Source organism: Modestobacter sp. SYSU DS0875, from assembly GCF_054050915.1.
The window spans coordinates 128,640-142,076 of record NZ_JBJHAH010000003.1 but is presented as its reverse complement, the minus strand read 5'-3'; the positions used below and the strand labels follow the sequence as shown (position 1 = coordinate 142,076).

Below are 13,437 nucleotides of genomic sequence, written 5' to 3'. Positions count from 1 at the left end.
GGATGCTCACGCGGGACACGCGCCCGGCCTCACAGCCAGTCGGTGCGGCGCAGCGGGGGCTGGTCCCCGCCGGTCTTCTGCAGCAGGACCTGGTTGACGCCCATGTCGCCCTTCTCGAACGCGAGCGCGCTGGCGGCCATGTAGAGCCGCCACACCCGGGCCCGGCCCTCGCTGGTGGCGGCGACGGCGGCGTCCCAGTGCTGCTCGAGGTTGGCCACCCAGGCGCGCAGGGTGAGCGCGTAGTGCTGCCGCAGCGGCTCCACGTCGATCACCTCCAGGTCCCGGGACTCCAGCAGGCCGACCATCTCGCCGAGCCCCAGCAGCTCGCCGTCCGGGAACACGTACCGGGCGATGAAGCTGTCCGGGTTCCACGTCGCCGTCCCGGCGTTCCAGGAGATCGCGTGGTTGAGCAGCCGCCCGCCGGGCCGCAGCAGGCCGCGCAGCTGCGCGACGTACTCCGGCAGCTGGTCCCGGCCGACGTGCTCGGCCATGCCGATGGAGCTGACCGCGTCGAACGGGCCGTCGGTCACCGTGCGGTAGTCCTGCACCCGGATGTCGATGCGGTCGGTGAGCCCGGCGTCCGCGGCCCGCTTGCGGGCCAGCCGCGCCTGCTCCTCCGACAGCGTGATGCCGACGACGTCCACGCCGTAGCGGCCGGCGGCGTGGATCGCCATCGAGCCCCAGCCGCAGCCGACGTCGAGCAGGCGCATGCCCGGTCGCAGCCCCAGCTTGCGGCAGACGAGGTCGAGCTTCGCCTCCTGCGCGGCCTCCAGGCCCGCGTCGGGGGACTCCCAGACCGCGCAGGAGTAGACCATCGACGGGCCGAGCACCAGCTCGTAGAAGTCGTTGCCGACGTCGTAGTGGTGGCTGATCGCCGCGGCGTCCCGGGCTCGGGAGTGGCGCCGACCGGCCCGGCCGAGGTCGGCCTCCTCGGCCGGGGGCGCAGGCTCCGGGCCGATCGCACCGAGCCGCAGCGCGGTGCCGAGCAGAGCCAGCCGTTCGCGCACGGTCGGGGCGGCCATCGGGCCGGTCTCGGCCAGCCGGCCGACGGAACTCAGTGCGGCGAAGGTCGCGAAGACGTCGCCCTCGACGTCGATCTCCCCGGCGACGTAGGCCCGGCCCAGCCCGAGCTGGCCCGGAGACCACGCCAGCCGTCGCAGCGCCCGCCGGGACCGGACGGCGATCACCGGGGCGTCCGGCGGGCCGGCCAGCGATCCGTCCCAGCCGCGCAGCCGCAGCGGCAGCTCTGCCGTCCCCAACACCGCGCCCATCGCTGCTGCCAGCCGATCGGCGACCGTCCTGCGTCCCGTCATCCCCACGCTCCTCGCTCTGGGCGCAGCCGGGCGACCCGTACGGGGAGGCCGGTTGCGCTGACCAACTGTCCCGCGCAACACCGGGCGGGACGTTGATCATCCCTCCGGAGGTCAGGAAGGGGAATCAGGGTCGGCGCCGTGGTCAGCCGGCGGTGTCCTCCGGTGCGGCCAGCGCGACCGAGGTGATCCGGTGGACGGCGAACGTGCGGGTCTCCCCGCGACCCTCGTCGAAGCCCTGCAGGAAGCCCCCCGCCAGCGACACCGGCTGGACCATCCGCTGGCTGCCCGATCCCTGCGCGTCGACGTAGCCCAGCCACACCGGCACCTTCTCGCGCACCGCCTGGGACAGCAGCTCCAGCGTGCTGGCAGTCGTCACCCCCGGCACCTGGCGCACCGGCTCGGTGCGGCGGGCGGCGAGCGCCGCGTCCCCGGCCCGGATCTCGCGCACCGTCCCTGCGACGTCGTCCGCGGACAGCGGGCGCGGCGCGACCGGCGCGGACCCACCGGGGCGCCGGCCGGCCGCGCGCGGCGGCTGGGGAGGCCGGGTCAGCACCGCGCCCCCCGCGTTCTCCCCGGCCGGGGCGTATCCCGCCGCGCGCAGCACGGTGAGCACCTCCTCCGGCGGCAGCCCGCTGACCAGCACCCCGGGCGCGAGGCGGCGCAGCTCGGCGTTCGCCGTCCGCCGGTCGCTGAGCACCTGGGACACCAGGCCGTGGTCGTCGGAGCGGACGTAGCACTCGATGGCGCCGACCCGCAGCCGGCCGTGCTGCCGGGCGACGTCGTCGACGAGGAAGTCCAGCGCCTGCGGCACCGGGGTGCGCGAGACGCGGGTGAAGAGGTCGTGCAGGTCGGTGGCCGACCAGCCGGCGTCCAGCGCGCGGCGGATGCTGCCGTCGCTGACCCGGTAGACCGTCGCCCCGCCGGAGGACTCCACGTCGGCGACGACGGCGAGGGTCGCGGCCAGCTCGGCGACCAGCGGGCCGGGGGCGATGAGCGAGAGGTCCGGCTGGGCGAGCACGTGGTCCAGCGGCTCGGGCAGCAGCCCGCGCATCCCGTCGGCGGCGGCGTCCGCCCCGCGGGTGAGCAGGCCGCGCCCACCCGTGCTGAGCACCCCGCGGACGGCGATGCCCAGCCGCTCGGCCTCGGCCAGCAGCGCCGGCACCGGGGCCAGCCGGTCGGCCCGCCGCGGGGTGCGCCAGCGCAGCAGCGCGACCAGCTCGTCGGCGACCAGACCGCGCCCGGGCGGGAACTCGGCCAGCACGGCCAGCGCCGAGCGGCGCAGCACCGGCGCGGTCTGCCGCACGGCGTCGGGGGAGAGCACGTTGACCGCCTTGCCGGCCACGTCGCGCTGACCGACCAGGGAGAACAGCCGGGTGCTGGCCAGCCAGCCCTCGGCCAGCGCGGCCCAGCGGTCGGGGAGGTCCTGCTCGCGCCAGGCGTCGTAGAGCCGGGTGGGCAGCCACTCGTCGCGCTGCGCCCCGCCGACGTCGAGCAGGCCGGCGACGTGTGCGAGCTCGGTCAGGAAGGCGACGTCGGCCTCGCCGATCCGTAGCTCCTTGGCGAGCCGCTTCTGGTCCCGGACGCCCAGCCCGCCGCTGCGCAGCAGCCCGGCCGGCTCCTCCTCCAGGGCGGTGAGCAGGTCGGCGACCCGGCCCAGCACCTCGAGCGCCGCACCGGCCGCCTGCTGGTCCACCCGCGCCGGGTCCAGCGAGCTGACCTGCGGTTCCGGGCGCAGCCGGGGCGGGCCGAGCGGGCGGTCGCCGCGCAGCAGCAGGCCGATCTCCCGGGGGAGCTCCACGTTCACCGCATCGATGCGCGCGAGCAGGCCCTGCTGCAGCAGTCGGCGTGCGGGGGAGGGCGGCCCACCGGCCGGGGTGTCGGGCAGGTGGCCGACCGGCCGGTCGCCGGCCAGCCGCTCGAGGACCGCGCGCTCGTCGTCGTCCAGCTCGGCGAGGACCGCCGGCAGGTCACGGGGCAGCGGCACCCGCAGGTCGCTCGCCCGCCGGCCCAGCCCCGCCGGGTAGCGCACCGCGCGGCGCACCGGCTCGGGGGCGTGCAGCTCCTCGTCGCCCCACAGCAACGCCCGGGTGGTCAGCGTCCCGACCGCGGCGTCGACCACCTCGGCCGGGACGTCGGGCAGCAGCCCGGGCAGCTCGGTGCGCGGGACGCCGTCGGTGGGGGACAGCAGCACCGCGTCGAGCACCTGCAGCGTCGCGGCGTCCAGCTCGTCGAGCGCCCGGTCGACCGAGACCGGCACCGCGAGCCGGGTGGCCAGGCCGACGACGTCGGACGGCGCGGGGCGCGCCACGTCGGGCCGGGCGGCCAGCAGGGCGCCCAGCTGCTCGTCGGTGCGGGTGCGCAGCCAGGCGGCGAGCGTGGCGGGCGGCTGGTCCGGAGACATCCGGTCCACGCTACGTCCCGGGGCCGTGCGCCTGCGCTGTGACGCTGCCCTGCCACCATGCCCGGGTGGCCGCCCTGGACGATCCGCAGACCCGCGCGGCGCTGGCCGCCCACCGCGCCGGGGCGCTGCGCTGGCTCGGTGGCGGCGCGCTCGCCGTCGTCCTGGGCTGCGTGGCCGGGGCGGCCGTCGTCCGGATCGCCCGGGACGGCGGGGAGCGGCCGCCGCTCGCCGGGCTGGTCGTCGTCACCCTGGTGGCCGGGGGGATCGTCGGCGTCGTCGTCGGGGTGGGCGCACTCGTGCGCACCCGGCGATGGAGCCGGGCACTGGCCGGCACCGGCTGGCAGACCGGGGTGCTGCGGGTCGCCGGCCCGGCGACCCTGCACGTCGAGCCGGTCGGCTACGACGACCTGACCGACGAGCCGTTGCGCCTGCGGCTGCTGTCCACCGCGGTCTGGCGCACCCGCGCCGTGCAGCGGCTGGACGGCGCAGAGGTGACCACGGCCCGGGTGTCCCCGCGCGAGTGGGTGCTCACCGCCGACGGCGCGGGCACGGTCTACGGCGCCCGCGTCACCGAGCGCTGACCCACCCGCTGGTGCGACACCACGGAGTGCGGTGCGTGTCACAGGCGGTCGGCACGGGAAGATGAGCGGGAAGCGCGCCGGCGTCCGGACCGGCTGCACCGCACACGGAGGCGACATGGCCAAGCGCAACGACAAGCAGGCCCACCTGGTCGAGCCCACCTGGGGTCAGCGCACCGAGGGGGAGGCGCCGGTGACCGAGCTGGTGAGCGAGATGGCCGGCGGCCTGTCCCCGTTCGGTGAGGACCACTCCTTCCCGCTGCCCCCGGAGCGGCTGCGCTACGCCCACCCGCAGGACCGGCCGAACCGGGCCGGCGTGCAGCTCCCCGAGAACCGCTGATCGGGTCCGTCCTGCAGCAGCGGCACCGCCACGGTGCCGCTGCTCGGCGTCGGCTGGAGCCCGCCGCCGGCCGGTTCGGCCGAGGGAGTTCCCGGCCGGGCCCGGGAAAGGCGGCGGCCCACCCGCCGCGCCGCGACTAATCTGGGCGTCGTACGACCGGACGACGACTGACCGAGGGATCGACGTGCCCAGCGGCAAGGTGAAGTGGTTCAACGCGGAGAAGGGCTTCGGCTTCCTCGCCCACGACGGCGGGCCGGACGTGTTCGTGCACAAGGACGCGCTGCCCGCCGGCACCACCGAGCTGAAGCCCGGCCAGCGCGTGGAGTTCGGCATCGTCCAGGGACGCCGCGGCGACCAGGCCCTGCAGGTGCAGGTGCTCGACCCGCTGCCCTCCGCCGTCGCCGGGCACCGCAAGGACCCGGAGACCCTCGTGCCGATCATCGAGGACCTGATCAAGTTGCTCGACGGCACCTCCTCCGCCCTGCGGCGCGGCCGGTACCCGGACAAGCAGGTGGCCCGCAAGGTCGCCACCGTGCTGCGCGCCGTCGCCGACGACCTCGACGCCTGACGCTCGCCGCGGGAGCGCCGCGGCGAGCGCCAGGAGCGGATCGGGGCACGAGCCGGGCCAGGGTCAGGGCGTGCCCGCCCCGACCCGGTCGGCCGGAGCCGGGCTCGCCGGCCTGGTGAGAGCCCGACCCTCGACGTCCAGCTCGGGTAGCCACCGAAGCTGGCGTGGGAGCCACCACGCGCGCTCGTCCAGCAGTGCCAGCACAGCCGGGACCAGCACCAGGCGGACCACGAAGGCGTCGAACAGGATGCCGCTGGCCAGGGCGAACGCCACGTTCTGCAAGGTCGGGTCGTCACTGGGCAGGAACCCGGCGAACACCGAGAACATGATCGTCGCGGCGGCCACCACCACCGGTGCGGCCTGCCGGAAGCCGGTGCGGACCGCCGTGACGGCCGGCTGGCCCTGGGCGTGCGCCTCGTGCATCCGGGCCACGAGGAACACCTGGTAGTCCATCGCCAGCCCGAACAGGATGCCGACCATCAGGATCGGGGTCAGGCTGATCAGTGGTCCGGTCACCTGCACCCCGAGCGGGTCTGCCAGCCAGCCCCACTGGAAGACCGCGACCGTGCTGCCCAGTGCGGCGCCGACGGAGAGCAGGAAGCCGAGCACGCCGACGAGCGGCACCACGAGAGACCGGAAGACCAGCACCAGCAGCACGAAGGCCAGGCCGACGACGAGGACCAGGTAGACCGGCAGCGCGCTGTTCACGGTGGAGGCGACGTCCACGCCGACGGCGGTCTGCCCCGTGACCGAGACCTGCACGGCGCCGCCGTCGGCCAGTTGATCGCGCAGGGTGTCCACCAGCGCCTCGGTCGCAGGCGAACGCGGACCGGACGACGGGACGACGGTGACCAGCGCGGCGGTGCCGTCGGCGTCAGGCACCGGCGGGGTGACCGCGGCGACGTCGGCCAGGCCGGAGATCCCGTCGACGGCGGCCGCCGCGGCCGCCGGGGCTCCGACGCCCTCGAAGAGCACGGTGAGCGGCCCGGTGGAGCCCGCACCGAAGGCGTCGGTGAGCAGCTGCTCGGCCCTGGCCTGGGTGGAGCCCTCGGCCGGCCCGGGCACCAGCGTCGTCCGGAGGGAGACCAGCGGGAGGCTCAACGCGCCGAGGACGAGCACGCTCAGCAGGACTGCGGGCAGCGGGCGTCGGGTCACCCCGGTGATCCAGCCGCGGAAGAAGCCGCGCTCCCGGCGCAGCGGCCTCGGCTCGCCGTCGGCGTCGAGGTCGGCCTGGACGCGCCGCTCCTTGCGGGGCAGCGCACGGCGGCCCAGGAACCCGAGCATCGCAGGCACCAGCGTGATGGCGACCAGCACGGCGACGACGACGGTGCCGGCCGCCGCGAGGCCCATCTGGGTGATGAAGGGGATGCCGGACACGGACAGGCCGACGAGCGCGATCACGACGCTGACCCCGGCGGTGACCACCGCCGAGCCGGCGGTGCCCACGGCGGTGGCGACGGCCGGGCCGACGGGGAGGCCGCGGCGCAGCTCGTGCCGGAAGCGGCTGACGATGAACAGCGCGTAGTCGATGCCGACGGCCAGGCCCAGCATCGTGGCCAGGGCCGGGGTGGTGGAGGTGAGGGTCAGGAAGCCGGTGGCGATCTGGATGCCCAGGACGCCGACGCCCACCCCGACCAGAGCGGTGAGCAGGTTCATCCCGGCGACCGCCAGCGCGCCGTAGGTGACGACCAGCACGAGCAGTGCGACCAGCACACCGATCGCCTCCCCGGGGTTCTCCCCCTCGGCCGGCTGGGTGGCCTCACCAGTGGCCTCCACGGTCAACCCCGAGCCGCGGGCGTCACGCAACGCCTCCATCAGCGCGTCGTGCTGGGGGCCGGTGAGCTCGTCCGGGCCGACCCGGTAGGTGACCGTGCTGGAGGCGGTGCGCTGGTCGGCGGAGAGCGCGCCGGGCGGCGTGGCCAGCGGGTGGGTCACCGACGCCACGCCGTCCAGCCGGCCGAGGGAGTCGAGCAGCTCGGCCAGGGCTGCGGCGTTCTCCGGAGCGGTCAGCGTCTGGCCCTCGGGCGCCTGGACGACGACCTGGGCGGTCGCGGCCTCCCGATCCTGGCCGAACGTGCGCTCGATCCGCTCGAGGGCCTCCGTCGACTCCTGGCCGGGGATGGAGAACGTGCTGGTCGTGCTCCCTTGCAGAGTGGCCGCGGCGCCCCCGGCCCCGAAGAGGAGCAGCAGCCAGACGAGGACGACGGCGATCCGGTGCCGGTGGGCACCCACACCGAGCCGGGACAGCAGACGTGCCACGGGGATCAGCTCGCTTCTGGATCGGGCGCGGCCGGGGTGCCGGCGTCGCGGCGAGGGTGACCGAGCGCGTCGAACGACGCGGCGACGACGTGCTTCTTCCAGCCGGCCACCGGGCCTCCGGTGGAGTGGGCGATCAGCGGGACGACGAGGACGGCGCTCAGGGCGCTGACCACGCGGATCACCCGGTCCGGGTCGTCCTGACCGCTGGACGGGGTGACCCCGAAGACCAGCAGGATCGGCACGCCATCCGCACCGTCGGCGGGCCGGTTGAAGGGGCCCCCGCCGGTGAGGTCGGTGACGACGAAGCTCAGCCCGAGCGCGGCCTGGCCGGGGTTGGCCAGGGCCCAGTCGACGAGCTCCTCCAGCCCCAGGCGGTCCCGCTCGGGGCCCACTGGCAGGTGGCTGACCCGCTCGAGGATCGTCCCGAGCCGGGCCTGGGTGAGCGACTCGGCGGCGGCGTACAGCGCCTCCTTGCTGGGGAAGTGGTGCAGCAGGCCGGCCTTGGAGAAGCCGACGGCGTCGGCGATCGCCTGGACCGATGTGTTGGCGAAGCCGCGCTGGGCGAACAGCGCCGCGGCGCGGTCGACGATGTGCTCGTCGACCTGCTGCCGCGTCTGCCGGGGTGGGAGCGTCATGCAGCCAGTATCGACCAATGTGGTCGGTCGCCAACCGATGTGGTCGGAAACCAACCGTATTGGTCGGAGCGATGGTCGCGTGACATCGCTCGGGTGACGCCTGATCGTCAGCCGGCGGGAGGTGCGTCGGTCGTGGTCGGCGCGGTGCCCTCGCCGGCGCGGATGAAGCCGACCGGCCAGGCGCCCGACCACAGCCCCTCGCACGCGTCGGGATCGGCGCGCTGCACCACCACCAGGTAGTACGTCGGCGGGACGACGTCGGAGGTGTTGATGCCGTCGAACACGGCTCGGCCGGCGTCGACGTCCACCTCGCCGAGCTGCTCCTCCAGCCGCTCGTCGAAGACCTGGACGCTCCAGCCCGCGTCGGCGACGACCTCGGGCACCTCCAGCGAGACGGTGGTGTCCGGGGAGACCTCCAGGATCGGCGCGGTGACCTCGTACCGCTCGCCCCCGCCGTCCCGGCAGTACTGGGTGGGGTCCAGCGTCACCTGCTGCGGACCCACCTCGACGGTCACCGTCGGCACCGGTTCGCCGGTGGCCCGGTCGCCGCAGCCGGCGAGCACCGCCAGCCCACCCAGCAGTGCCACCGCGGTCGCGCCGCGCGCCGTGCTCACGTCCGTGCCTCCTCGTCGGCGGCCCGGCCGCCGGTTGCGTCGCTGCGGGTTCGCAGGCTCCACAGGGTCAACCCGACGGCCAGCACCAGCAGCGCCGAGGCCACGGTGAAGCCCAGCCACCCGGTGGTGGGCAGCAGGATGCCCAGCGCGCCGCCGAGCACCCAGGCCAGCTGCAGCCAGGTCTCCGAGCGGGCGAACGCCGAGGCGCGCAGCGCGTCGGGCACCTCCCGCTGGATGATCGCGTCCAGCGCCACCTTGCCCAGCGCGTTGGTCACCGCGGCCACCCCGGCGACCAGCACGGCCATCGGCAGGCTGAACAGCGCGGCGGCCAGCGCGGTGATCGCCGCTGCGATGCCGGCGGCCACCAGGACCACGCGGTCCGGGCTGGCGGTGCGCAGCCGGGACCCCACCGCGGTGCCGAGGAAGCTGCCGGCGCCCGCGGCGGCGGCGATCGCGCCGAGCGCGGCGGTCGCCTGCCAGCCGCCGTCGACGGTGGCCTGCACCAGGAAGGCCGAGAAGATCGTCAGGAACCCCGCCAGCCCGCGCAGCGCGGCGGTGGCGCGCAGCGCGGTGACCACGTGCGGGACCACCGGCCGCCGGCCGCGACCGGGCAGCCGGATCGGCGTCGTCCGCAGCACGTCGGCCGGCTGCTCGCCGACGGCGACGTCCACGTGCGGCGGCAGCCGCACCGCCAGCACCGCGGCGACGACGAAGACGGCGGCGGTCGCGCCCAGCTCCCAGGCGAAGCCGAGCAGGGACGCGATGCCCGCGCCGAGGGCACCCAGCACACCACCCGCGGCCAGGCCGAACACCGACAGCCGGGCGTTGGCGGAGGTGAGCGACAGCGCCTCCGGCAGCACCCGCGGGACGACGGCCGCGCGCAGCACGTTGAACGACTTGCTCAGCACCAGCACGCCCAGCGCCGCCGGGTAGAGCGCCAGGTCGTCGTGGTGTGCGGCCATCAGCACCGCCAGCGCCGCCCGGCCGCCCAGGCTCGCGGCCAGCGCCCAGCGGCGGCCGTGCTGCAGCCGGTCCAGTGCGGGGCCGATCACCGGCGCGACCAGCGCGAACGGCGCCATCGTCACCAGCAGGTACAGGGCCACGTTCCACCGCTGGGCGTCGGTCGTGGTCGCGGAGAAGAACAGGGTGCCGGCGAGCGAGACCATGATCATCGCGTCTCCGGCCACGTGCAGGGCGTTGACCCACACCAGGTGCGACAGGCCGGTCTGCCCGGCGCCGTCGGCGCGGCTCGCGGCCCGCACCCGGCGGACCGCGGCGCCGGTCAGCTCCCGGCTGCGCGCGGCGGCCACCCGGGTGACGGTCGCCTTCGGCGCCGCCGGCCCGGGTCCCGGCGGCGCCGCGGTCGCCCCGGACGGAAGGCGCGGGGCGGCGGGCGGCGGGGGTGGTGTGACCGGCGGGGGCGGGACGGGGCTGGTCGGTCGCGGGACCGGTGCGCGGCGGACCGTGACCGTCGGGGCCTCGTCGGCAGGCGGCTGGGCGGTGGCCACCGGCATCGGCTTGGTCTGCTGCCGGCGGATCCCCATCGGGGAGGTCTCCACCCCGTGCTCGGGCTCGCCGCGCGAGCGACGCCGGCTCCGCCACGAGCGGGGTCCGGAGGCGGCGGGCACGGCTCCATCGTGCCGCAGCCACCTGTGCGACCGGCGTGGACGGCGCCGGGGAGGTGCGGTGGGGTGCGCCGGGGCGGTCATCCGGGACAATGGCTGCGTGTCCGACTCCGCGTACGCCGCTGCCCATGGTCCCCGGCCGGACGAGGTGCTGGCCGCTGCGGTCGAGCTGGCCCGGGCCGCCGCCGTCGAGGTCGCGGGTGACCCCACCGTGGTCGGCGACCACCTCGGGGTCCTCGCCGAACCGCTCGTCGCCGAGCCCACCGGGGAGGAGCCGCCGGCGGAGGTGCTCGGCGCCGTGCTGACCCACAGCTTCGCCGCGACGCTGCCCGGCTACGTCGGCTGGCACTGGGCGGTCACCGTCGCCCGCGTCCCCGGTGACGACGAGGTGACCGTCGACGAGGTCGTCCTGCTGCCCGGGGACTCGGCGCTGCTCGCCCCGGCCTGGGTGCCCTGGCACGAGCGCCTGCGGCCCGGCGACATGTCGGTGGGCGACGTGCTGCCCGCCACGGAGGACGACGACCGGCTGGTGCCGTCCTACCTGGCCGACGACGACGCCGCCGACGACCCGGCCGGCCGCGTGGTCGCCGAGGAGCTGGGGATCGGGCGCGAGCGCGTGCTCTCCCCGCACGGGCGGGGCAAGGCCGCCGAGCGCTGGCGGGAGGGCGACTTCGGCCCCCGCTCGGCGATGGCCCGGCACGCACCGGGGCCGTGCGGCACCTGTGGCTTCTGGATCCCGCTGGCCGGGTCGATGCGGCTGTCGTTCGGCGCGTGCAGCAACGCCTACGCCCCGGCCGACGGGCGGGTCGTGACCGTCGACTACGGCTGCGGCGCGCACAGCCAGGCGACCCTGGACCGCACGAGCGGTGACCCGGTGGAGGTCAGCACCACCGCCCGCTACGACACCGCCGACTTCGACGTCATCTGACATCGGTCGGCCTTCCGGCCTCCACCGCGAGTACGGACGACGCACGCGTGAGCGTGCTCAGCGACCCGGCCGCGGGGGCGGGGGCTCCCCGGCCGGTGCGCTGGCAACGGCTCGACGGCGGCCGGGAACAGCACCTGGCCGCGGTGTCGCCCGGTAGGGCGACCATGTCATCGCCAGCGCTGTCCCTGCCAGCGCATGAGCGCGAGGCCGAGGCCGGCGAGGACGATGGCGGCGACGCAGGTCCAGGTCCACACCCGGTCGACCCGGTCGCCGAGCAGGAGCAGCACGACCAGCGCCACCGCCCACAGCGCGGTCCCGATCAGCACGACGCGGGCGGTGTCGACCTTCAGCGGCGGCGGGGACGGGCGGATGGGTGCGGGCACGCCCCGAGCGTAGGGGCCGAGGTCCTGGTCATGGCGCCGCCTCTGCCCACGGGCGGCCGGTCGTGTGGCACGCTGTCGCCGCTCGTTGCCAGCTGCACCGGGCGGTCCGCCAGGTGCGCCGTCGCCCTGCCGCGCCGCGCCGGCCCGCGTCCCCGGGGGTCTCCCATGCCCGATCGGTCCCGTCCCGCCCGCCCGTCCGCCTCCGGTCCGCAAGCGGCCGACGCGGCCGACGGCAAGGCGGTCCTCGGCACGTCGGAGGGCACCCCGCCCCGGCGCAGCCCGGGCCCGCGGGTCAAGCCGCGCAACGGCCTGGACCGCTACTTCGAGATCAGCGCCCGGCGGTCCACGGTGGGCAGGGAGGTCCGCGGCGGGCTGACCACCTTCTTCACGATGGCCTACATCGTGGTGCTGAACCCGATCATCCTGTCCGGCGTCGACGTGAACGGGAACTCGCTGCCGTTCGCCGCGGTGGCCGCGACCACCGCCGTCGTCGCCGGGGTGTTGACCATCGCGATGGGCGTGTTCGGCAAGTACCCGCTGGGGCTGGCCACCGGGCTGGGGATCAACGCGATCGTCGCGGTCTACGCCGCCACCCAGCTGACCTGGCCGGAGGTCATGGGCCTGGTCGTGCTGGAGGGCCTGCTGATCGCGGTGCTGGTGCTCACCGGGTTCCGGCGGGCGGTGTTCAACGCGATCCCCACCCAGCTGAAGGTCTCCATCGCCGTCGGCATCGGCTTCTTCCTCACCATCGTCGGCCTCTCCGACGCCGGGGTGATCCGGCCGGGCACGGGCGCGCTGATCAGCTTCGGCGTGGGTGGTCAGCTGGCCGGCTGGCCGATGCTGACCTTCGTCGTCGGCCTGCTGGTCACCAGCGTGCTGGTGGTGCGCCGGACCCGCGGCGCCCTGCTGATCGGCATCGTCGTCACCACCCTGTTCGCGGTGGTCGTGGAGGCGATCGCCGAGGTCGGGCCGCGCACCGGCGCCGACGGCGCGAGCAACCCGCGGGGCTGGGCGCTGCAGGTGCCGAGCTGGCCGGACTCGTGGTTCGACCTGCCCGACCTGTCACTCGTCGGCCAGTTCTCGCTCTTCGGCGGCTTCGACCGGATCGGCGTCGTCGCCGCCCTGCTCATCGTCTTCTCGATCATGATCGCCGACTTCTTCGACACCGTCGGCACGGTCACCGCCGTCGGCGCCGAGGGCGACCTGCTCGACGAGGACCGCAACCTGCCGCGCTCGCAGCCGGTGCTGCTGGTCGACTCGCTCGCCGCGGCCGCCGGTGGCGCCTCCAGCGTGTCCAGCAACACCACCTACATCGAGAGCGCCGCGGGCGTCGGCGACGGCGCGCGCACCGGGCTGGCCAGCGTGGTCACCGGCCTGGTGTTCCTGGTCGCGGCCTTCTTCACCCCGCTGGTGCAGGTCGTGCCGTCGGAGGCCGCCGCCCCGGTGCTGGTCATCGTCGGCGCGATGCTGATCAGCCAGATCCGCGACCTGACCTGGGACGACATGTCGCTGGTCATCCCGGCGTTCCTGACGATCGCACTGATGCCGTTCACCTACTCGATCACCATCGGCATCGGCGCCGGCGTGGTCAGCTACGTGCTGCTGCGGGTGGTCACCGGCCGGCGGCGTGAGGTGCACCCGCTGATGTGGATCGTGGCGGCCGTCTTCGTCGTCTACTTCGCGCTCGAGCCGATCCAGCAGCTGCTGTGAAGAAGGCCCCCGTCCCGGGGCCCGCCCCGGGACGGGGGCGTTCCAGCACGTCCCCGATCGTTAGGCACGCTTCTCACCTCGGT

At 75.5% G+C, this 13,437-nt stretch carries 12 protein-coding genes; 5 read left to right on the top strand and 7 right to left on the bottom strand.

Annotated features, from left to right (window positions below; translation table 11 throughout):
* Positions 1-29: 29 nt before the first annotated feature.
* A complete protein-coding gene (locus ACI79Y_RS02645; protein WP_457157001.1) occupies positions 30-1,313 on the bottom strand; it encodes a class I SAM-dependent methyltransferase in 1,284 nt (427 codons plus the stop codon).
* A gap of 142 nt (positions 1,314-1,455) precedes the next feature.
* Positions 1,456-3,714 (bottom strand): helicase-associated domain-containing protein, encoded by a 2,259-nt coding sequence (locus ACI79Y_RS02640; RefSeq protein WP_457157000.1) that lies wholly within the window; start codon positions 3,712-3,714, stop codon positions 1,456-1,458.
* A gap of 65 nt (positions 3,715-3,779) precedes the next feature.
* Between ACI79Y_RS02640 and ACI79Y_RS02635 the strand changes: the two genes are divergently transcribed.
* The 3 genes from ACI79Y_RS02635 to ACI79Y_RS02625 all read left to right on the top strand — a co-directional run bounded on the left by ACI79Y_RS02635 (position 3,780) and on the right by ACI79Y_RS02625 (position 5,200).
* A complete protein-coding gene (locus ACI79Y_RS02635) occupies positions 3,780-4,295 on the top strand; it encodes a hypothetical protein (RefSeq protein ID WP_457156999.1) in 516 nt (171 codons plus the stop codon).
* A gap of 115 nt (positions 4,296-4,410) precedes the next feature.
* On the top strand, positions 4,411-4,632 hold the full coding sequence (locus ACI79Y_RS02630; RefSeq protein ID WP_457156998.1) for a hypothetical protein: 222 nt from the start codon (positions 4,411-4,413) through the stop codon (positions 4,630-4,632).
* Between the two features lie 184 nt (positions 4,633-4,816).
* Complete coding sequence (locus ACI79Y_RS02625; protein WP_457080529.1) at positions 4,817-5,200, top strand: cold-shock protein; 384 nt, start codon at positions 4,817-4,819, stop codon at positions 5,198-5,200.
* Between the two features lie 63 nt (positions 5,201-5,263).
* Here ACI79Y_RS02625 and ACI79Y_RS02620 read toward each other — a convergent pair whose 3' ends face one another.
* The 4 genes from ACI79Y_RS02620 to ACI79Y_RS02605 all read right to left on the bottom strand — a co-directional run bounded on the left by ACI79Y_RS02620 (position 5,264) and on the right by ACI79Y_RS02605 (position 10,018).
* Positions 5,264-7,459, bottom strand: coding sequence for an MMPL family transporter (locus ACI79Y_RS02620; RefSeq protein WP_457156997.1), 2,196 nt, complete (start codon positions 7,457-7,459; stop codon positions 5,264-5,266).
* 5 nt (positions 7,460-7,464) lie between these two features.
* Entirely contained in the window at positions 7,465-8,094 is a 630-nt protein-coding gene (locus ACI79Y_RS02615) for a TetR/AcrR family transcriptional regulator (protein WP_457156996.1), read from the bottom strand.
* Between the two features lie 107 nt (positions 8,095-8,201).
* Positions 8,202-8,708 carry a DUF2771 family protein gene (locus ACI79Y_RS02610; protein WP_457156995.1) on the bottom strand — a complete coding sequence of 169 codons (507 nt, stop codon included), beginning with the start codon at positions 8,706-8,708 and terminating at the stop codon, positions 8,202-8,204.
* Positions 8,705-10,018, bottom strand: coding sequence for an MFS transporter (locus ACI79Y_RS02605; RefSeq protein WP_457156994.1), 1,314 nt, complete (start codon positions 10,016-10,018; stop codon positions 8,705-8,707). The genes ACI79Y_RS02610 and ACI79Y_RS02605 overlap by 4 nt, the downstream gene beginning before the upstream one ends.
* A 415-nt stretch (positions 10,019-10,433) precedes the next feature.
* On the opposite strand from ACI79Y_RS02605, the gene ACI79Y_RS02600 reads away from it, so the two are divergent.
* Positions 10,434-11,261 (top strand): DUF3027 domain-containing protein, encoded by an 828-nt coding sequence (locus ACI79Y_RS02600; protein ID WP_457156993.1) that lies wholly within the window; start codon positions 10,434-10,436, stop codon positions 11,259-11,261.
* A gap of 167 nt (positions 11,262-11,428) precedes the next feature.
* Here the strand turns inward: ACI79Y_RS02600 and ACI79Y_RS02595 are convergent, their stop codons facing one another.
* Positions 11,429-11,644, bottom strand: coding sequence for a DUF2530 domain-containing protein (locus ACI79Y_RS02595; RefSeq protein ID WP_457156992.1), 216 nt, complete (start codon positions 11,642-11,644; stop codon positions 11,429-11,431).
* A gap of 165 nt (positions 11,645-11,809) precedes the next feature.
* Here ACI79Y_RS02595 and ACI79Y_RS02590 point away from each other — a divergent pair, with 165 nt between their 5' ends.
* On the top strand, positions 11,810-13,354 hold the full coding sequence (locus tag ACI79Y_RS02590; protein WP_457156991.1) for an NCS2 family permease: 1,545 nt from the start codon (positions 11,810-11,812) through the stop codon (positions 13,352-13,354).
* The last annotated feature ends 83 nt before the right edge of the window (positions 13,355-13,437 follow it).

Coding starts and splice junctions, on each gene's coding strand:
- ACI79Y_RS02645 (WP_457157001.1), bottom strand. CDS start 1,313: ATGACGGGACGCAGGACGGTCGCCGATCGGCTGGCAGCAGCGATGGGC.
- ACI79Y_RS02630 (WP_457156998.1), top strand. CDS start 4,411: ATGGCCAAGCGCAACGACAAGCAGGCCCACCTGGTCGAGCCCACCTGG.
- ACI79Y_RS02640 (WP_457157000.1), bottom strand. CDS start 3,714: ATGTCTCCGGACCAGCCGCCCGCCACGCTCGCCGCCTGGCTGCGCACC.
- ACI79Y_RS02615 (WP_457156996.1), bottom strand. CDS start 8,094: ATGACGCTCCCACCCCGGCAGACGCGGCAGCAGGTCGACGAGCACATC.
- ACI79Y_RS02590 (WP_457156991.1), top strand. CDS start 11,810: ATGCCCGATCGGTCCCGTCCCGCCCGCCCGTCCGCCTCCGGTCCGCAA.